The organism is Nocardioides sp. PD653-B2 (assembly GCF_002117935.1).
Taxonomy (GTDB): domain Bacteria; phylum Actinomycetota; class Actinomycetes; order Propionibacteriales; family Nocardioidaceae; genus Nocardioides.
Genome location: NZ_BDJE01000017.1, coordinates 87,592 through 106,456, shown reverse-complemented (window position 1 = coordinate 106,456; position 18,865 = coordinate 87,592). Strand labels below are relative to the sequence as shown.

12 protein-coding genes and 4 tRNA genes are annotated in these 18,865 nt (G+C 66.6%); 12 read left to right on the top strand and 4 right to left on the bottom strand.

The window, feature by feature from the left end; genetic code table 11:
• Positions 1 to 124: 124 nt before the first annotated feature.
• Positions 125 to 196 (bottom strand) — tRNA-Val (locus PD653B2_RS08545).
• A 127-nt stretch (positions 197 to 323) separates the two neighbouring features.
• Between PD653B2_RS08545 and PD653B2_RS08540 the strand changes: the two genes are divergently transcribed.
• Positions 324 to 755, top strand: coding sequence for an SsgA family sporulation/cell division regulator (locus PD653B2_RS08540; protein ID WP_242665201.1), 432 nt, complete (start codon positions 324 to 326; stop codon positions 753 to 755).
• Here the strand turns inward: PD653B2_RS08540 and PD653B2_RS08535 are convergent.
• Positions 741 to 1,562 (bottom strand): aminotransferase class IV, encoded by an 822-nt coding sequence (locus PD653B2_RS08535; RefSeq protein WP_085871912.1) that lies wholly within the window; start codon positions 1,560 to 1,562, stop codon positions 741 to 743. The genes PD653B2_RS08540 and PD653B2_RS08535 overlap by 15 nt on opposite strands.
• A gap of 130 nt (positions 1,563 to 1,692) precedes the next feature.
• On the opposite strand from PD653B2_RS08535, the gene PD653B2_RS08530 reads away from it, so the two are divergent.
• The 3 genes from PD653B2_RS08530 to PD653B2_RS08520 all read left to right on the top strand — a co-directional run bounded on the left by PD653B2_RS08530 (position 1,693) and on the right by PD653B2_RS08520 (position 1,974).
• Positions 1,693 to 1,765 (top strand) — tRNA-Gly (locus PD653B2_RS08530).
• Positions 1,766 to 1,798: 33 nt separating this feature from the next.
• Positions 1,799 to 1,869 (top strand) — tRNA-Cys (locus PD653B2_RS08525).
• 30 nt (positions 1,870 to 1,899) lie between these two features.
• A tRNA-Val gene (locus PD653B2_RS08520) sits at positions 1,900 to 1,974 on the top strand.
• Between the two features lie 139 nt (positions 1,975 to 2,113).
• Here PD653B2_RS08520 and PD653B2_RS08515 read toward each other — a convergent pair.
• Positions 2,114 to 2,320 (bottom strand): helix-turn-helix domain-containing protein, encoded by a 207-nt coding sequence (locus tag PD653B2_RS08515; protein WP_085871911.1) that lies wholly within the window; start codon positions 2,318 to 2,320, stop codon positions 2,114 to 2,116.
• Between the two features lie 68 nt (positions 2,321 to 2,388).
• Between PD653B2_RS08515 and PD653B2_RS08510 the strand changes: the two genes are divergently transcribed.
• From PD653B2_RS08510 to mobF, 8 genes are all read left to right on the top strand, one after another.
• The gene (locus PD653B2_RS08510; protein WP_242665200.1) at positions 2,389 to 3,981 is read left to right on the top strand and encodes a type I restriction-modification system subunit M; all 1,593 of its coding nucleotides are present in this window, start codon (positions 2,389 to 2,391) and stop codon (positions 3,979 to 3,981) included.
• Positions 3,978 to 5,144: a restriction endonuclease subunit S gene (locus tag PD653B2_RS08505; protein ID WP_085871909.1), complete on the top strand. Its 1,167-nt coding sequence runs from the start codon at positions 3,978 to 3,980 to the stop codon at positions 5,142 to 5,144. The genes PD653B2_RS08510 and PD653B2_RS08505 overlap by 4 nt, the downstream gene beginning before the upstream one ends.
• A gap of 15 nt (positions 5,145 to 5,159) precedes the next feature.
• Positions 5,160 to 6,239: a hypothetical protein gene (locus PD653B2_RS08500; protein WP_242665199.1), complete on the top strand. Its 1,080-nt coding sequence runs from the start codon at positions 5,160 to 5,162 to the stop codon at positions 6,237 to 6,239.
• A 181-nt stretch (positions 6,240 to 6,420) separates the two neighbouring features.
• Positions 6,421 to 7,866, top strand: coding sequence for an N-6 DNA methylase (locus tag PD653B2_RS08495; RefSeq protein ID WP_085871907.1), 1,446 nt, complete (start codon positions 6,421 to 6,423; stop codon positions 7,864 to 7,866).
• Between the two features lie 45 nt (positions 7,867 to 7,911).
• Positions 7,912 to 11,262, top strand: coding sequence for a DEAD/DEAH box helicase family protein (locus PD653B2_RS08490; protein ID WP_085871906.1), 3,351 nt, complete (start codon positions 7,912 to 7,914; stop codon positions 11,260 to 11,262).
• Between the two features lie 155 nt (positions 11,263 to 11,417).
• The gene (locus PD653B2_RS08485) at positions 11,418 to 12,272 is read left to right on the top strand and encodes a hypothetical protein (RefSeq protein WP_085871905.1); all 855 of its coding nucleotides are present in this window, start codon (positions 11,418 to 11,420) and stop codon (positions 12,270 to 12,272) included.
• Positions 12,269 to 14,161 carry a hypothetical protein gene (locus tag PD653B2_RS08480; RefSeq protein WP_085871904.1) on the top strand — a complete coding sequence of 631 codons (1,893 nt, stop codon included), beginning with the start codon at positions 12,269 to 12,271 and terminating at the stop codon, positions 14,159 to 14,161. Before PD653B2_RS08485 ends, PD653B2_RS08480 begins: the two co-directional genes overlap by 4 nt.
• Before the next feature lie 208 nt (positions 14,162 to 14,369).
• Positions 14,370 to 17,990, top strand: coding sequence for a MobF family relaxase (gene mobF, locus PD653B2_RS08475; protein WP_089503914.1), 3,621 nt, complete (start codon positions 14,370 to 14,372; stop codon positions 17,988 to 17,990).
• Here the strand turns inward: mobF and PD653B2_RS08470 are convergent.
• Entirely contained in the window at positions 17,911 to 18,861 is a 951-nt protein-coding gene (locus PD653B2_RS08470) for a hypothetical protein (RefSeq protein WP_085871902.1), read from the bottom strand. The genes mobF and PD653B2_RS08470 overlap by 80 nt on opposite strands.
• Positions 18,862 to 18,865 lie beyond the last annotated feature (4 nt).

The window sequence follows — 18,865 nt, the reverse complement described above, 5'->3', positions numbered from 1 at the left end:
AGGACAGAAAGGAAAGGACCCACCGATCGTATCGGTGGGTCCGGGCGTGCCGCGCTCCGGTTTCCCGGACTCGAAGAATCCTTCCCGGGCTCGGAGAATCTTTCCCGGGCTCGGAGAATCTCGGTGGGCGATACTGGGTTCGAACCAGTGACCTCTTCGGTGTGAACGAAGCGCGCTACCACTGCGCCAATCGCCCGAGACGTGCTCCGTCCCGTGAGGGGCGGTGCGGTCGGAGACTCTAGCCTACCGACGCGGGCCGATCACATTCGGCGGTTTCAGGTCCGGATCGCGTCACGAATCCGCCGTCCGTCCGTCTCCCCACCGTGACCCAGCAGCCCATGTCGCGCGCCCTCTCACAGGAGGTCGTCCTCCAGTGCCTCGACGCGTACGGGCGCAGCCTCGACCTCCCTGCGTCCTTCGGCTACGACCCGTCCGACCCGTGGGCCGTCTGGATCACCTTCCGGGGCCCGCGGGACGAGGTGCGCTGGGCCGTGGGCCGCGACCTGCTCCTCCAGGGCATGACCGACCCGGCCGGCGAGGGCGACATCCAGCTCTGGCCGAGCATCGACGAGAACGGCCGCGCCGCGGTCGTGATGGAGCTCTGCTCCCCCGACGGCCGCCTGGTCACGCAGCTGCTCACCAACGAGCTCTACCGCTTCCTCACCCGGACGCTCGCGGTCGTCCCGCTCGGCACCGAGCGGATCGACCTCGACCAGATGGTCGCGGCGATCACGGGCGACTCACAGACCCAGTAGCTCCGGCTCCCGCGCGCGCCACAGTTCGCGCACCTCGGTCGTGACCGGGCCCGGCGCAGGGAGCTCGAGGTCGTTCCACCGGGACACGGCCTGCGCGTCGCGGGTCGTGGAGGCCAAGAACACCTCGCTCGCCTGCTCGACGACCTCGACCGGCTCGTCGACCTCGCGACCTCCGTACCACTCCAGGATCAGCGCGCGGGTGACCCCGGCCAGGCAGCCGCTCGCCACGGTGGGCGTGCGCAGCTCGCCGTCTACCACGTAGAAGACGTTGGAGCCGGTGCCCTCGCAGAGGTGGCCGGCGAGGTTGGCGAAGATCGCCTCGCTCGCGCCGCGCTCCCGGACGGCGGCCAGGGCGATGACGTTCTCGGCGTACGACGTGGTCTTGAGGCCGGCCAGCGCGCCGCGCTCGTTGCGCGGCCAGGGCACGGTCGCGACCGCCGTGGCGGCCGGCCATGCCTGCATCGCGTCGGCCACCACGATCAGGGTCGGCGGGGCATCGCCGCGGCCCGACCCCAGGGGCGCCGGGCCTCCGGTGTAGGTGATGCGGATCCGGCCGAGCGGGAGGTCCGCACCCGCGAGCACGGCCGCCACCCCGCGCCGTACGGCGTCCTCGTCGACCTCCGGCAGCGCCAACCCGCGCGCCGACCTGTGGAGCCGCTCGAGGTGCCGCGTGAAGGCGAACGGCTGCCCGTCGACGACCTTGATCGCCTCGAAGACACCGTCGCCCACGGTCAGCCCGTGGTCGGTCACGGAGACCGCCGCAGCGGTCGCATCGGACAGGAGTTCCCCGTTGACCCAGGCACGCATGCGGCCACTCTAGGAGGGCTCGGCGAGGGCCCGCCGACCGGCAACGCGCGACGCCGGGGCGGATTTTGCATGGTCTGGGGCATCGGCTACTGTTCTCACGCAGCCGACCGGGAGACCGGTCGGAGCGCAGGCGGACATAGCTCAGTTGGTAGAGCGCAACCTTGCCAAGGTTGAGGTCGCGAGTTCGAGTCTCGTTGTCCGCTCGGAGAGGTCTCTCTCACGGTTTGGCCTCCAATGGTGGAGTGGCCGAGAGGCGAGGCAACGGACTGCAAATCCGTCTACACGGGTTCAAATCCCGTCTCCACCTCGATCGCCCGGCATATAGTGCGGGCGGCACGGGCGATTGGCGCAGTGGTAGCGCGCTTCCTTGACACGGAAGAGGTCACTGGTTCAAACCCAGTATCGCCCACCAGATAACCGCAGGTCAGAGGCCCTTTCGAGGGTCTCTCTCCAATTCGGGGAACATTCGGGGAACAACGAACCGGCCTTTCTGACCGCGTCTGATCGCTCCCCGGTGGTTGAGGTGCGAGCGAAGCGAGCCTCCAAACCACTCATCCCGCGCGCCTCCAGCCGCCGACCGGCCGCGCATCGATGAACCTGTCGATCGAGTCGAGCTTGATCCGCAGCGTCTTGCGCCCGAGACGCACGGCCTCGAGATGCCCGTCGGCGATGTAGCGACGGACGGTCTTCGTCGAGACGGCGAGGACGTCGGCCGCATCGGTGAGGGACACGAGCTTGCGAGTGATGGTGGCAGCCATGGGGACTCCTGGGTCGGTGGCGGCCCGTCTGGCCGCCCTCGTTCCCCAAGGCCGACGCGCGGCAGCGAGTGGCCATCAGCGTGTGCAACATGACCACTTGTGTCGGTGGCAACAGCCATCCTGCAGGGCTCTGCCTGGAGATCCCGGGCGGCAGGAGGTGGCCAATGTCCCGGTCTGAACGCCGTGCGCTCACTAGAGTTGCGCCAGTGATCACGGGTGAGCTGAAGAGCAAGATCGACCGCGTCTGGGACGCCTTCTGGTCTGGCGGCATCAGCAACCCCCTGGAGGTCATCGAGCAGATCACCTACCTGCTGTTCATCCGCCGCCTCGATGACATCCAAACGCTGGCCGAGACGAAGGCCCGCGTCACGAAGACCGAGGTCGAGAGCCCAGTGTTCCTGCCTGGTCAGGCACACCTTCGGTGGGGCCAGTTCAAGAACACGTCGCCCGAGGTGATGCACAAGACCATCGCTGAAGAGGTGTTCCCGTTGCTTCGCGCCCTGGGTGACGGCACCACCTACAGCGAGCACATGAAGGACGCCCGCTTCACCATCCCGACCCCGGCGCTGCTGTCGAAGGTCGTCGACATGCTCGATGACATCCCGATGGCGGACCGCGACACCAATGGCGACCTGTACGAGTACCTGCTCTCCAAGATCGCGTCCGCCGGCGTCAACGGTCAGTTCCGCACGCCGCGCCACATCATCGAGCTCATGGTCAAGATGACCGCGCCACAGCCGTCCGACGAGATCTGCGACCCGGCGTGCGGCACGGGCGGCTTCCTCGTCGCCGCGAGCGAGTACGTCCGTGAGACCCACGCCGAAGCTCTGCTCGACTCATTGCAGCGCAAGCACTTCCACCAGTCGATGTTCCACGGCTACGACTTCGACTCCACCATGCTGCGCATCGGCAGCATGAACATGCTGCTGCACGGCATCGAGTCCCCTGACATCCGCTATCGCGACTCCCTCTCCGAGGGAGCCGCCGGCGACGCGGACAAGTACACCCTCATCCTCGCCAACCCGCCGTTCGCGGGATCGCTGGACTACGAGGCCACCGCCAAGGACCTCCAGCGGATCGTGAAGACGAAGAAGACCGAGTTGCTCTTCCTCGCGCTGTTCCTGAAGATCCTTAAGCCCGGCGGCCGCGCAGCGGTGATCGTCCCTGATGGCGTGCTGTTCGGTTCGAGTACGGCGCACAAGGCGCTTCGCAAGACTCTGGTGGAGGACCAGAAGCTTGACGCCGTCGTGAAGCTGCCGTCCGGTGTCTTCCGTCCGTACGCCGGCGTCTCGACCGCGATCCTGTTCTTCACCAAGACGAACTCGGGCGGGACCGACGACGTCTGGTTCTACGATGTCCGCGCCGACGGCTTCTCGCTCGACGACAAGCGCAACCCGGTCGAGGCCAACGACCTCCCCGATGTGCTCACTCGCTGGCAGCACCGCGACGGGGAGAAAAACCGAGCCCGCACCGAGCAGTCCTTCCTCGTGTCCAAGAGCGACATCGTCATCCAGGGCTACGACCTCTCGCTGAACCGCTACAAAGAGATCGTTCACGACGAGATCGAGCACCGAGCCCCGCTGGAGATCGTTGCCGACATCGAGGCTCTGGAAGAGGAGATCGCCAAAGGCCTCGCCGAGCTGAAGGCGATGCTCTCGTGACCACGCTCGGCGATGTCTGCACTGTTCGGTCATCGCTTGTTGATCCAACTCGTCCGGAGTTCGCCCACCTGCCCCATATCGCGCCCGACTCCATCGAGAAGGGCTCCGGACGTCTACTTGGATATCGGACCGCTCGCGAGGACGGCGTAACCAGCGGCAAGTATCGATTCGAGGCAGGCGACGTCTTGTACTCGAAGATTCGTCCCAACCTGAACAAGGTAGCCCTCGTCGACCTCGCGGGGGTTTGTAGTGCGGACATGTACGCGCTCGATGTCGACCGCAATCTCGCCACCCCCGAGTACGTCGCTTACGTACTCCGCAGCCAAGACTTCCTCGACTACGCGACGTCCTTGTCGAACCGCGCAAACATTCCGAAGCTCAACCGCGAGCAACTCCTCCGATACGACCTACATCTGCCCCCAGTCTCCGAGCAGCGCCGCATCGCCGCGATTCTCGACCACGCCGACGCCCTCCGCACCAAGCGCCGCCAAGTTCTCACGCACCTAGATGCCCTCACCCAGTCGGTCTTCCACGACATGTTCGGCAGCTTGCGCGAAGGCCGCTGGGAAATGGTCCCGTTCGGAGAACTCGTGCCGAAGGTCGACAACGGCACGAGCCCGAACTGCCATGCGCGGCCTGCGGAACCCGACGAGTGGGGGGTGCTGAAGCTCGGTGCCGTCACCTATGGGCGCTTTCAGGCCGGAGAGAACAAGGCGTACTCCGGCCACGTGGGCGGCATGGCCTCAACCGAGGTTCACAGTGGTGATGTCCTGATGACTCGCAAGAACACGCGCGAGTTGGTCGGAGCAGTTGCACTTGTCGACGCGGTGCGTCCCCGCCTCCTCCTGCCTGATCTCATCTTCCGACTGCACCTCGACGCGGATCGACTCGACAGGCGCTATTTCCAGGCATTGATGATGAACCCGCAGAAGCGCCCGGCCGTTCGTGACCTTTCGAGTGGCTCGGCGTCGAGCATGCCGAACATCTCGAAAGCGCGGCTGGCGAAGCTTCCCCTGGAGGTTCCACCACTGTCGCTGCAGCGCAAGTTCGCCACGCGAATCGAACTCATACAGGACCAGCGGGCACGGGTTGAATACGCGGCATCCGAGGATGCACACCTGTTCGCCTCCCTCCAGTCCCGCGCATTCCGAGGGGAGCTGTGACCGATGCCGGTTGAAATGAGGATGTGGCGCATCGACGGCGATGAGCCGAAGCCGCTGACGGCGTCCGTACTCCCCGCAGAGAAGGACCTGCACGAGTTCCTGAAACGCGACCCGTCACTGCTCGGCGAGCGCTTGCTGGTCATCGGCAGCGAGGTGATCACGCCGTACGGTCCACGTCTCGACCTGCTGGCGATCGACGCCGACGGAAACCTGCACCTGTTGGAGCTCAAGCGCGACAAGACTCCACGAGAGGTCGTCGCCCAGGTGCTCGACTACGGCTCCTGGGCCTCGACACTGTCGCGCGACGACATCATCGACATCGCAACCAAGCACCTCGACCAGCCATTCGAGGCCGCGTTCGAGGACGTCTTCGGAAGCGCGCCGCCCGACGAGCTCAACGGTGACCTCAGCCTCACCATCGTGGCTGCCGAGCTCGACGCCAGCTCGGAGCGGATCGTCAACTACCTTCGCGACTTCGGTGTCCCGGTCAACGCGGTCTTCTTCTCCTATCTCGAGGACGACGGGCGTCGCTACCTCGCCCGCTCCTGGCTTACGGCGTCGGACGACGAGACACCGACCGCGACCACGGGAGGCAAGAAGAGCAAGCGCGCCGCCTGGAACGGACTTGACTGGTACGTCAACTTCGCCACCCACGGCCGCGACTGGCAAGACGGATTGGAGCTCGGATTCGTGTCCGCTGGAGGATCAGCGCGCTCGTCAGGGACGTTGCGCACGATCCCCGTCGGCCACCGGGTCAATGTCTACGTGCCGGGGAGTGGCTATGTGGGAGTTGGGGTGACTCTCGCGGATGCCAAGCGATTCGATGCCGCACTCGTCCTGCATGAGGGCGAGTGGACACCCCTGGCCCAGGAGAAACTCCGGGGCAACTACCAGCACATCGAGCCCGGCCAGACGGAGACAGACGACATCTCCGAATGGGTACTCCCCGTCAGATGGCTGGCTGCCGTCCCCCTGGCCGAGGCCTACAGTGAGCCGGGCTTGTTCTACAACCCCAACACCTCGTGCAAGCTCCGTCAGGAATTCACCCTGGAGCGGCTTGCGAACCGCTTCGACATCGACGACGACGGCGAGTAGTCGTCAGACATGGGGAAGTCCTCTGTCCGCCAGGCGCTGCCGTTTCTACACGGCGACAACGCCCGGGCCGAGTCGTACCTCTCGCCTCATCCTCGCTCACGCCCTTGCCGAGGCCCGGTACGGCGAGTGGACTTACACACCCTGGATTCCTTCAAGTCGGCGCAGACAGCAGGAGTCATGGATGGCCACTGACTTCAAGCAGGTGATCGACGAACTTTGGGATGCCTTCGAGGAGGTCGGGACTGAGGACGGTTACGACATCGTCGCCCAAGCGACCTTGCTCCTGGCAGTTCGACGACTCGACGTCATCCACACCGCCGCCGAGAAGAAGGCCAACGTCATCGGTAGGCCGATCGAGAACCCAATCTTCGACGCGGAGACCGAGGAACTCCGCTGGTCGAGGCTGAAGAACCTTGAGGCGAGCAGGATGTTCGGGCTGTTCGAGACCACGGTCATTCACTTCCTCCGCGAGCGCGGCGGGACCTTCACCGACGTCGTGTTCACGATTCCTTCGCCAAGTGCACTCAGCCGGATGGTCGATCTCATCGACAAGGTGCCGTACTCGTCTCCGGCGGCCAATGGAGCCGTCTACGAGTACCTGATCTCGAAGATCACCACCAAGAACAGCAGCGGGGGCTTCCCCACGCCACGGCACCTGGTCGACCTGATGGTCAGGCTGGTCGATCCGCAACCCGGCGATCTGATCGCCGACCCCGCGAGTGGGTCAGGTGGTTTCCTCGTGTACGCCGCCAACTACCTCCGCGAGACGAACCCGGAGCTTCTCCTGGACGACACAACTCGCAAGCACTTCCAGCACGGCTTGTTGCACGGGTTCGACAACGACCCGGCCTTCGCGCGCATGTCCACCATGAACCTGCTTCTCCACGGCATCGACACCCCCGACGTTCGCCGCCGCGACTCGCTGGCGGCCATGCCGGATGATGATGTTGGTCGGTACTCGCTTGTGCTGACCAACCCCCCGTTCAATGGGTCGGTCGAGAAGTCGGCCCTCGACAAGGACCTGCACAGGGACGTGAAATCGACGACAAAGGCGCCTTTGTTCGTCGGCCGAGTGCTCAGCCTTCTGCAACTCGGTGGCCGAGCCACAGTGATCGTTCCCGAAGGGGTGCTGTTCGGAACTCACAAGGCCCAACTGGCCCTGCGTAAGGCCCTCGTCGACGACCACAAACTCGATGCCGTCATCAAGGTGCCGCCCGCCGCCTACGAACCATTCTCGGCGACCCAGACCGCGATCCTGGTCTTCACCAAGACAGGGGTCGGCGGTACCGACCGCGTGTGGTTCTACGACCTTCGCGCCGACGGTCGGTCTCTCGACAAGAAGCGCACGCCCGTGGCTGCGAATGACCTCCATGACGTCCTCGCTCGCTGGAAGACCCGGGAGGATCCGGCCAGCCCTGAGTTGTCGCGGAAGCGCTCCGACCAGAGCTTCTTTGTGCCGCGCGACGAGATCGCCGCCAACGACTATCTGCTCACGCCGAGCCGGTATCAAGAGACCCCCGAGGACACCGGGTCCACGCGCCCACCCAGAGAAATCCTTGCAGACATCAAGGCCCTCAATGCCGAGATCGAAAGGGGCGTCACTGAACTGGAGGACCTGCTCGGGTGAAGGCTTTCCAACACGCGCCTACTCCGATTCGGCAGGATGCACTCCGTGGGTAACTTCGACTTCGTCCGCCAGACGCTGCCGTCACTGCACGACGACTGCGCCCGGGCTGAGTCGTACCTCGCGTCGGACCCTCGCTCCGCGTGCTTCTACAGCCGCCGGGTGGTCGAGGAGCTCGTCGGCTATCTCTACGACGTCCTCTCGCTGCCCATCCCCTACCGCGACGACCTCGCGGCGAAGATCAACGACGCTGCGTTCAAGGCCAAGGTGCCGCAGGGCATCACGCAGAAGCTGACCGCGATCCGTCGCATCGCCAATACGGCCGTCCACGAGAACCGGCAGATCCGTCCCGATGTGTCGCTCGCGGTGCTGCGCGAGCTGTTCAACGTCGTCGTGTGGACGTCGTACCATCACTCCCCTGCGCCGAAGGTGGTGCCGCTACAGGCCCAGTTCGACCCGGCCCACGCAGCCAAAGCCGCGCCGCTGTCGCGCGAGGAGGTTGCCCGCCTCGCTGCGAAGTTCAAGGAGCAGGACGAGGCCCACGCCCGCGAGCTCGCCGAGAAGGACGAGCGACTGGCCGCCCACGAGGCGGAGATCGCCGAGCTGAAGACTCAGATCGCAGCCGCCCAGGCAGCTGCCGCGCCCGACACGCGCGACTACGACGAAGCCGCCGCCCGCGATCTGTTCATCGACGTCCTGCTGCACGAGGCCGGGTGGACGCTGGATGAAGAGCGCGACCGCGAGTACCCCGTCAACGGCATGCCCAACGCCGAGGGCAAGGGATTCGTCGACTACGTCCTGTGGGGCGCCGATGCTCTGCCACTGGCGGTGGTCGAGGCCAAGCGCACCTCCAAGTCACCCGAGGTCGGCCAGCAGCAAGCCAAGCTCTACGCCGACTGCCTGGAGAAGCAGTTCGGCCGACGACCAGTGATCTTCTACACCAACGGCTACGAACACCGGATCTGGGACGACGCCGGCGGCTATCCGCCGCGGCAGACCCAGGGGTTCTACACCCGCGACGAGCTGGAGCTGCTGATCCAGCGCCGCCAGACCAAGCTCGCGTTGTCGTCTGCGCAGGTGAACACCGACATCGCCGGCCGGCCCTACCAAGTGCGAGCAATCAAGGCCGTGGGCGATGCGTTCGACCGCAAGCAGCGCGAGGCCCTCCTTGTTATGGCCACCGGGTCAGGCAAGACCCGCACCACCATCGCTCTGGTCGACCTGCTCCAGAAGGCGAACTGGGTCAAGCGTGTGCTGTTCCTCGCTGACCGCACAGCCTTGGTGCGCCAGGCGGCGAACGCATTCAAGGAGCACCTGCCCGGCTCGACGACCGTGAACCTCGTGACCGAGAAGGCCATCGAGGGTCGCGTCTACGTCTCGACGTACCCGACGATGATGAACCTCATCAATGAGGTCGACGGCGGCCTCCGTCGATTCGGGCCGGGCTACTTCGATCTCATCGTCATCGACGAGGCCCACCGCTCCGTCTACGCCAAGTACGGCGCGATCTTCGACTACTTCGACGCGCTGCTCGTCGGCCTGACGGCGACGCCGAAGGACGAGGTCGACCACAACACCTACCGACTGTTCCATCTCGAAGACGGCGTGCCCACTGACAACTACTCCCTCGACGAGGCCGTCGAGTCCAGCTACCTCGTGCCACCGAAGGGCATCAGCGTCGGCACCCAGTTCCTGCGGTCGGGCATCAAGTACGACGACCTCACCGAGGAAGAGAAGGACCAGTGGGACGCCCTCGACTGGGGCGAGGACGGTCCGCCCGAAGAGGTCGACGCCGAGGACCTCAACCGGTTCCTCTTCAACGAGGACACGGTCGACAAGGTCCTCGAATCGCTGATGATCCAGGGCTACAAGGTGGCCGGCGCCGACCGACTGGGCAAGACGATCGTCTTCGCCAAGAGCCAGAAGCACGCCGAGTTCATCGAGAAACGCTTCAATCTCGCCTATCCCGAGCTAGCCGGCCACTTCGCCCGCGTGATCACCCATGGCACGCCGTACGCGCAGTCACTGATCGACGACTTCTCGATCAAGGACAAGGCGCCGCACATCGCGATCAGCGTCGACATGCTCGACACCGGCATCGACGTCCCCGAAGTCGTCAACCTCGTCTTCTTCAAGATGGTCCGCTCGAAGTCGAAGTTCTGGCAGATGATCGGCCGCGGCACTCGCCTGTGCCCAGATCTGTTCGGCCCCGACGAGGACAAGGAGGACTTCCTCGTCTTCGACTTCTGCGGCAATCTCGAGTACTTCAGCCAGGATCTCCCCGGCTCGCAGGGTCAGATCCAGAAGTCGCTGTCTCAGCGTCTCTTCGAGGCGCGCCTCGGGTTGGTGATCGGGCTGGGTGACACCGAGCCCGACCTGCGGACCTCGACCGCCTCGACGTTGCACGAAGTCGTTGCCGGGATGAACCTCGACAACTTCGTTGTCCGCCCGCACCGCAAGGCAGTCGAGAAGTACGCCGACACCGGCGCCTGGGGGTCGATCGCGGCGGAGGATACCGAGCCACTGCTCGCGCTCGCCGGACTTCCGTCGTCGGTTCATGACGAGGATGAGGACGCCAAGCGCTTCGACCTGCTCATCCTGCGTCGCCAGCTCGCCCAGCTCGACGGCGACGCTGTCCTCGCCGAACGACTGCGTGAGACCGTGCAGCGCATCGCCTCCGCGCTGCTCGGCAAGACAACTATCCCAAGTGTCGCCGAGCAGGCGGTGCTGCTGGAGTCGGTCGCCGGCGACGAATGGTGGATCGACGTCACCCTGTCCATGCTCGAGGAAGCGCGCCGCAAGCTGCGCGGCCTTGCCCGCTTCATCGAGAAGACGTCGCGCAACCCCGTCTACACCGACTTTGAGGACATCCTCGGCGAGGGCATCGAAGTCGTCCTACCCAGAGTCACGCCCGGCACGAACTTCGAGCGCTTCCGCGCCAAGGCAGAGGCCTACCTGCGCGAACACCTCGACAACCTCGCCCTTCAGCGCCTTCGCCGCAACAAGCAGCTCACGGCGGACGACCTCACCGAGCTGGAGCAGATGCTCGTCGCCTCCGGCGGCCAGCACGTCGACATCGCTTGGGCCACCGAGCAGGGCGGCGGCCTCGGCATCTTCGTCCGCAGCCTCGTCGGCCTCGATCGGTCCGCGGCACTCGAGGCCTTCGAGAACTACCTCGACAGCACCAAGTTCTCCGCCGACCAGGTGCGCTTCGTGAACCTCATCATCGACGAGCTCACCAAGAACGGGGTCATGGAGCCGGCCCGCCTCTTCGAATCCCCCTACACAGACCACGCGCCCACCGGCCCCGACTACTTCTTCCCCGATGCTGATGTCGAGGTCATCGTCGACACGCTCCAGCGAATCAAACGCACCGCCGTTCCCGAGGAAGTCGCGTGAGGCGGCGAAGCAATCACGGATCGAATTCGCGGTGGCTACTTGAGCAAGTTCGATGGGAGATAGCGCGGCACTCGCCGAAGACTGGACGCATCAGGACGGCCATCGACGTTGGGCGCGACTCTTGGGATCGACGACCGTTCGCATGGAGCAGCCTCGTGCAAGCGGCTGCGTTTGCGCTCGCCTGGACGACTGGTGCCGTAACCTTGTTCCCGCACGCTAATGCCTTCAAAGTTGAAGACCCCTCGGCAGTCATCAGCACGGCCTGGCAGGTCTTGGCTGGATTCGCTTCCATCGCCTTCGCCGGCCTCGCGGTCCTCATGCAGCTGACGTCGGAGCCTGTCGTCACGTCGCGCGGGGTGCGCCAAGTCTTGTTTCAGGAGAGCCAGTTTCGACCTGTCCTGGCCTTCTCGATTGTCGGCGCCATCCAGGTCGGAGCTGCATCGCTCTTCCTTGATCAACCGGAGTCTGCCGTTGTCGAGGTGGCGGTCGTCGCTCTGACAATCCTCTGGATCGGTTGGTCCTATGCACGCGTCGGCAAGGTCTACGCCAATCCAGGTGAGGCCCTTCGCCTTGGCGAGAAGGCACTCGTCGACGACCTCAAGAAGAGCATGCGCGAAGCCCACACGCGCGCGGCGGCAGAGGCCCGACTCCACGCTGTTGCTCCCCGTGAGTGGCGCTGGAGCAGCACCGCGACCGTTGACGGAACTGTCCTCGTCGCAGCGGATCGAGCGGGCACACTGGTGGACGTCGACATTGACCTCCTGACCGACATCGTCAAGGACATCGCCGACGAAGATGCCAGCGCCTTCACCGCCGCCGCAGCCACCAACGCGCCTGGAGAACCTTCGACAGGGACCCCGCCAGAACTACGCATCATGGCCTCGATCGGGTCCTCCATCGATGCGGGACACGAGATATTCGTCCTGAAGAATGCCGAGTCGTATTCGGGCGACCTCGCCAAGTTGCGGAGCCGTCTCACCAAGGCGCTTCGCTGGGAGGGGCAGCCATGACGCGCTCTGCCTTCGAGTCCTCTCTGGCAGCCCTCAGAGACAACGTCGTCATGGCGATCGAGCGCCGCGAGATGGGCGTCGTTCAAGATGGACTCGACGTCTACCAAAACCTGATCGAAACCATCCTCGATGAACAACTCGGTCTTCAGACAGCCACAGCGACCGGTGCCGGCCCAAACCTCCCACTGGGCCGCGAGTGGGAACAGATCGTCCGCGACTTGCATGGAGTTGTCGACAGCGTCAGCGCAAGTACGTCTCGCCTTCTCTGGGTCGACGTTCTCTCGTGGGTGCGGCGGGTGGCAGTCGCCTGCGCTGAGCGAGGAGTGCTCAATGCGCTTGGCATGATCCTCACGTTGTTCGAGTCAGCGTGGAGCCAGGAGCTGGCCGCGCCAAGCCCAGACACCACAGCGCGTCAAGATGCCCTCCTGCTCCGACTGTCCGAGTTCGGGAGCTTCTACCTCCACCTTGGCCGCCTCGACCAGGAAGTCGTTCGCGGGGCCGACGTCATCTACACCCGGACATTCTTGCGAGTAGTAAAGAGTGCCATCGAATCGGGTGACCCCGAGGCCGCGCGAGTCGCAATCAAGTACTTCCTGCACGGCAGTACCTCACCCGGCTCGAGCCTCGGCCCCGTCACGGGGGCAGGACTCCTCGCTCTTTATGCATGGGTCCTCTATCGCTTCGATCACGGCAACCAAGATGAGTCGTTCAAGACCGTTTGCTCTCAGATCGCGAACGCGTTCGAACACGACGAAGCGTTCGTCCTGATGCTCCGTGCGTCCGACGAATTGGAGAACGAGCTCGGCATCCATTGGTGGGAGTTGAATGAACGCGGACCGATGAGCGGCGGCGTGATTCAGATCGGGACCTACATGGCTTTGGCACTGATGCTCGTTGCTGGCCCTCGCCTGACATGGCAACCGATCGATCCATCCAGCGACGAAGAGGTCGATGCTGCGCGGCGCCTCATGACCGTCATTGACTCGTGGGAAAAGGGGGGCTTCGCCGGCGCGCGCGCCACCCTCGGCGTCCCTGAGAACCACTTCGATCGCCTGAAGGAGCATCTCAGCGACGTCGTGGATCAAGGCGACGCGCTCCTAGAGGAGAGTTACGCGCGTCTCCCCGTCGATCCGGATCGCGTCGCGGCATTCAGAACCGCGGTACACGAGAAGCTTGCCGCGGCGCGGAAGGAGTCGCTCACCAAAGCGCTTCTGACCGCGCCCGATTCAGCTGCCGAACCAGTCCAGACGAACTTCGGCCTCGACACCCTCATACCACGCTGGTACTTCGCCGAGACTCGGGTGGTAGCTGAGCCGGAACGCCTCGCCGACGATCTTGTTCGCGGGATCGTCCGCGGCGAGGAGGACCGGATCCTCGACCTGGTTGTAGCCGACCTAGCGGGTTCCTCCGAAACGACGTTTGACTCCTTGGCTGCTGACTTGGAGGCGGCCATTGCCGGTGGCTCAGTCTCCGACCCGGTCGTGGTGACCAACAGCTACCAGGCTCATTCGATCCTGACCGGCCGACCGATGGGCATCAACGACACGTCGTCCGAACCCTTTACGGCTGGCCCAGTCCTGCGCGTGTATGACGACCGTTCGCCGTACGTCGCACTACTGTCGCCCGCCGGTGTCCCAACGGTGCGACTCCTCCCGCCAGCCACGCGCGTCGACGGCGACGAGGCGGACGAAGAGCTCGCTGTCATCGTCGGGGTCAGCGAGCTTCCACCGGAAGAGATGAACGACATCGTCGGCCGGGAGGAGCGGTCGAGAATCGACGAAGCGCGCCTTCGCGGAAGCCTTCGCATCCGCCTCCTGGAGCATCTCGAGATCACCATGGATCCTGACCGACCCGCATCGATCTGGACCCTCCCCGAGTCCGCCTGGTGATGGGCGACTCTCTCAATCCGCCCTTCCTGCCCTTCCTGCCCATCCTGCCCTTCCTGCCCTTCCGCGGCCCTCGTGGCTCTTCTTACCCTGCCTCCGATTCCTGACGTTCCTCCGCCTCTCGATTCCCGCCCTTCTCGGCCCACACACCTCTTTCATTGGTCCGCCCGTCCTGGCCACTCGCGGCGCGCCCGCGGCCTTGGGGATCGTGATGACCCTGCACAAACTGTCGACTGGATCGGGCTACGAGTACCTCACGGACCAAGTCGCTGCGCTCGACTCGACGGAGAAGGGCGCCACTCCCCTGGCCGACTACTACGCGGCAAAGGGCGAGGTGCCCGGCCGCTGGGTCGGCTCCGGGCTGGTCGGGGTCGACGGGCTCGAGGCCGGAGACGTGGTCACCACCGAACAGATGAAGCACCTGTTCGGCTCCGCGTCACATCCGTTGACGGGCGAGTCGCTCGGATGGCCGTACAAGGTCTACGGGACCGAGGGCGTCGACGGGTTCAACGCCGAGGTGCAGCGGCGGGTCGACGAGGTTTCGACAGGCTTAACCACCGCGGAGCGCGCAACCTCCGACGGAGGTCGTCCGCCCAGCGAGGTGATCGCCCGGATGAAGTCGGAGGTCGCGCGGGAGTGGTTCGTCCGGGAGCACGATCGGGAACCTGCCTCGGAGCGGGAGCTGTCGGCTGCGCTGGCTCGCTACTCACGGCCACGGCAGACCGCGGTCGCAGGGTACGACCTGACGTTCAGCCCGGTGAAGTCGGTCTCGACGCTCTGGGCGGTCGCCCCGCCCGAGGTCGCCAAGCTGATCGAGCAGGCTCACGGCGCTGGGGTCGCCGACGCGCTCGCCTACCTCGAGCGCGAGGTGATCTTCACCCGCGAGGGCGCGAACGGCGCTCGGCAGGTCGAGACCCGCGGGCTGATCGCGACCGCCTTCACCCACCGCGACTCCCGCGCAGGCGACCCCGACCTGCACACCCACGTCGCCGTCGCCAACAAGGTGCAGACCCGCGAGGGCAAGTGGCTCTCGATCTATGGCCGGGTGCTGCACCAGCACGTCGTAGCCGCCTCGGAGACCTACAACACCGCGCTGGAGCACCACCTGCACGCGCTCCTCGGCGTCCGCTTCGAGGCTCGACCGGTGCTGCCGGGCGGCAAGCGGCCGGTGCGCGAGATCGTCGGGGTCGACCCGAGCCTGTGTCGGCTCTGGTCGACACGTCGAGCCGACATCACCAAGCGCCAGCGCGAGCTGGCCCGCGACTTCACCCGCGCGCAGGGGCGGCCACCGACGCCGGTCGAGGCCGTCGCGCTGGCGCAACAGGCGAACCTGGAGACTCGCCGGGCCAAGCACGAGCCGCGGTCGGAGTCCGAGCAGCGCGACGCGTGGCTTCGGCAGGCCACGGACCTCCTTGGCCCGGCGAGGCTCGGCGCAATGATTCGCGCCGGGCTGCACCCGAGCGGTCCCGAGCCGCAGGAGGTGTCGGCGGACTGGGTGAACACGACGGCGCAGCGCGTGCTGAGCGAGCTCGAGTCGCATCAGGCAACGTGGCAGTCCTGGCACGTGTACGCCGAGGCGCAGCGCCAGGTGCGCGACGTCGCCGTACCTCCCGAGCGGGTCAGCGAAGTCGTGCAGTGGGTCGTCGACGCCGCCGAGGCACGCTTCGTCAACCTGACCCCCGACCGCGATCCGATCGCCGAGCCCGATGCGCTGCGGCGCTCGGACGGCACCAGCGTCTACCGCCACACCGGCCGCGACCACTTCACCAGCGCCCGCATCCTCGAAGCCGAGGAGCGCCTGGTCGCGGCGGCCGGAATGAACGGTGCGTTCTCGTTCGATCCCGAGGAGGTCGAGATCACCATCCGCGCGGCCGCGGTCGAGGGCGACCGGCTCAACCACGGCCAGCGCGACCTGGTGCTGGCGATGGCCAGCAGCGACCGCCGCGTCCGGCTCGCGCTCGCACCCGCCGGGTCGGGCAAGACCACCGCGATGAAGGTGCTCGCGCAGGTGTGGATCGACCGCGGGTACGACGCGATCGGGCTCACGCCCTCGGCTGCCGCGGCCGCGGTTCTCTCCGACGCGGCAGAGATCTTCAGCGAGACCCTGGCCAAGCTCGACCACCAGATCACCACGGGTCGGTTCGAGGGCTGGGCCGCCGGCATCGGGCCGCAGACCCTGATCGTCATCGACGAGGCCGGGATGGCCGACACCCTCACCCTCGACCGGGTCGTCGGCTACTGCCTGGACCGCGGCGCCACCGTCCGGCTGATCGGCGACGACCAGCAGCTCGCCGCGATCGGCGCCGGCGGCGTGCTCCGCGACATCGCCCACCACCACGGCGCTGACCGGCTCGACGAGGTCGTCCGGTTCGCCGACCCCGCCGAGGCAGCCGCCTCCCTCGACTTGCGTGAGGGCGACCCCGCCGCCTTCGGGTACTACCTCGACCACGACCGCGTCCACGTCGGCGACACCGAGACCTGCGTCGAGGCCGTCTTCGACTCCTGGATCCGTGAGACTGCCGGCGGTCGTGACTGCCTCATGCTTGCCCCCACCCGCGACCTCGTCGCCGAGCTCAACGCCCGCGCCCGCGCCGTACGCCTGACCGGGATGAAGCCGCGCACAGAGGTGCCGCTGCGCGACGGCAACCAGGCGTCGGTCGGCGACACGATCATCACCCGCCACAACGACCGCCGCCTCGGCGTCAGCGGCACCGACTGGGTCAAGAACGGCGACCGCTGGACCGTCACCGGCATCCGTGACGGCAGCCTGTCCGTGCGGCATACCACCTCGGGCCTGACGACGATGCTGCCCGCGGAGTACGTCGCCGCGCACGTCGACCTCGGCTACGCCAGCACCGTGCACACCGCCCAGGGCCTCACCGCGGACGCGATGCACGGCATCGTCACCGGCGAGGAGTCCCGGCAGCTGCTCTACACGATGCTCACCCGCGGCCGCCGCGAGAACCACGCCCACGTCGTGCTCGCCGCCCCCACCGACCCGCACCAGCTCGCCCTGCCCGGCCACGGCGACCAGCTCACCGCCACCGAGATGCTCGAAGGCATCCTCGCCCGCGACGGCGCCGCCGTCTCCGCCACCTCCACCGCCGCCACTGCCGCGCGGGTCGAGGCGCAGCTGCACGACGCCGTCGTCCGGTACGCCGACGCCGTGGCCCTCGGCGCCCAGCGGGTGCTCGGCTCGGGCTGGGAAGACGCGCTGGACGCCGCCGACGCCGGTCCACTCCCCTGGCTCCCCGGAATCCCGGCCGACGTCGCGTGGCACGAGACCTGGGGCCCGTACCTCGAGGCCCGTGCCCAGCGGGTGAGCACCCTGGCCGACGGCGTCCGCGCGCAGCCGCGGGACACCCTGCCGACGTGGGCCCAGAGGTACGCCGACGTCCTCGACGGCGCGCTCTACGACGAGGTCGCTCTGTGGAGGGCGGCCCAGGGCGTCCCTGACGACGACCGCCGACTCGCCGGCCCGCCACCGGACGCCGATGCGCCTGCGGCGTACCACCGCAACCTCACTAACCAGATCAACCAGCGCTACACCGACATCGTCCGCGCCTGGGAGGCGAAGATCGTCGGGTACGTCGGCCGCAGCGACGACCAGACCCTGCAGCTGGCGCGCGAGCTCGACCGCCTGCAGCGGACCGGGCACGACGCCGAGCGGCTGCTTTCCCGTGCCGCCGCTCGCAAGCCGCTGCCCGACGACCACCCGACCGCCGCACTGGCCTACCGGATCCGCAACCAGCTCAAGCCGAGGCGCGCAGCACCAGCGGAACCCCGTCCGTCCCGATCGGCTCCCAGTCAGGGCCCTCGCCTCGGCTTGTGAGGTACTCGTCGTAGACCCGCTCGGTCTCGATCTGCTCCCTCTCGGTGGGCAGCCGGTGCGGGTGGTCGATGCGCCACTGCGCGAGCCGGGCGTCGTCCTGCCAGGAGTCGACGTACGCCGCGAGCTGGTCCACCGCGCTGCCAAGCCAGCGCCGCAGCGTGCGGGCCGCCTCTGGACGCCGACGAGCGATCTCGTCGACCAAAGCGGGCGACGTCAGTCCGCACCGCCCGCGGCGCATCGGCGCGCCCGCGGCGTGGGCGGCGACCGCCAGCTCGTGCAGGAGCCAGATGTCGATGCCCCCGACTGCGTTGTCGCGCAGCGCCGCGTCGAGTACCTCGACCAGCTCGTCGTACGGGTCGACGCCCTCGGGCTCGGCCTGCACCGCCTGCTCCTCGAACCGGTCCAGCAGGACCCTCTGGCTCCACGCCCGGTCGCGCTGCCTCCCGTGGCTGCCGACTCCCAGCTCGGCCAGCACCGCACGCCGAGTGCTGTTGAGGACCGCCTTCGCCAGCCCGTACGGCGAGTGCAGGTGGCTGCGGGAAACCTCGATCCAGAGCTGGCCGGCGACGAGACCGTCGATGTCCGCGGTCAAGTCGCGCAACCCGTCGGCCAGGTTGATCGCGCCCGGTAGCAGCAGCCAGACCAGCGCAGCCCGCGCCGCATCCTCGGTCTGCGCAACCTCGGCCAGGCGACCGAAAACGCGACCCTTCGCCTCGCGCTCCGCCCGCCAGGTCCAGGCCCGGAGGTCGGTCAGGTCGTCGACGACCGCGAGGTCGGGGTCCTCGCCGCACCACCGGACCCACCCGGCCCGCGCTTCGGTCATCAGTGCGGACTCGGGGTCGTCGAGTCCGAAGTAGTCAGCCACGCTCATCTCG

What these genes read in the sequence shown, in the direction of transcription:
- PD653B2_RS08470 (WP_085871902.1), bottom strand. Translation starts at nt 18,861, where the DNA reads ATGAGCGTGGCTGACTACTTCGGACTCGACGACCCCGAGTCCGCACTG.
- PD653B2_RS08480 (WP_085871904.1), top strand. Translation starts at nt 12,269, where the DNA reads ATGACGCGCTCTGCCTTCGAGTCCTCTCTGGCAGCCCTCAGAGACAAC.
- PD653B2_RS08500 (WP_242665199.1), top strand. Translation starts at nt 5,160, where the DNA reads ATGAGGATGTGGCGCATCGACGGCGATGAGCCGAAGCCGCTGACGGCG.
- mobF (WP_089503914.1), top strand. Translation starts at nt 14,370, where the DNA reads ATGACCCTGCACAAACTGTCGACTGGATCGGGCTACGAGTACCTCACG.
- PD653B2_RS08535 (WP_085871912.1), bottom strand. Translation starts at nt 1,562, where the DNA reads ATGCGTGCCTGGGTCAACGGGGAACTCCTGTCCGATGCGACCGCTGCG.
- PD653B2_RS08515 (WP_085871911.1), bottom strand. Translation starts at nt 2,320, where the DNA reads ATGGCTGCCACCATCACTCGCAAGCTCGTGTCCCTCACCGATGCGGCC.
- PD653B2_RS08495 (WP_085871907.1), top strand. Translation starts at nt 6,421, where the DNA reads ATGGCCACTGACTTCAAGCAGGTGATCGACGAACTTTGGGATGCCTTC.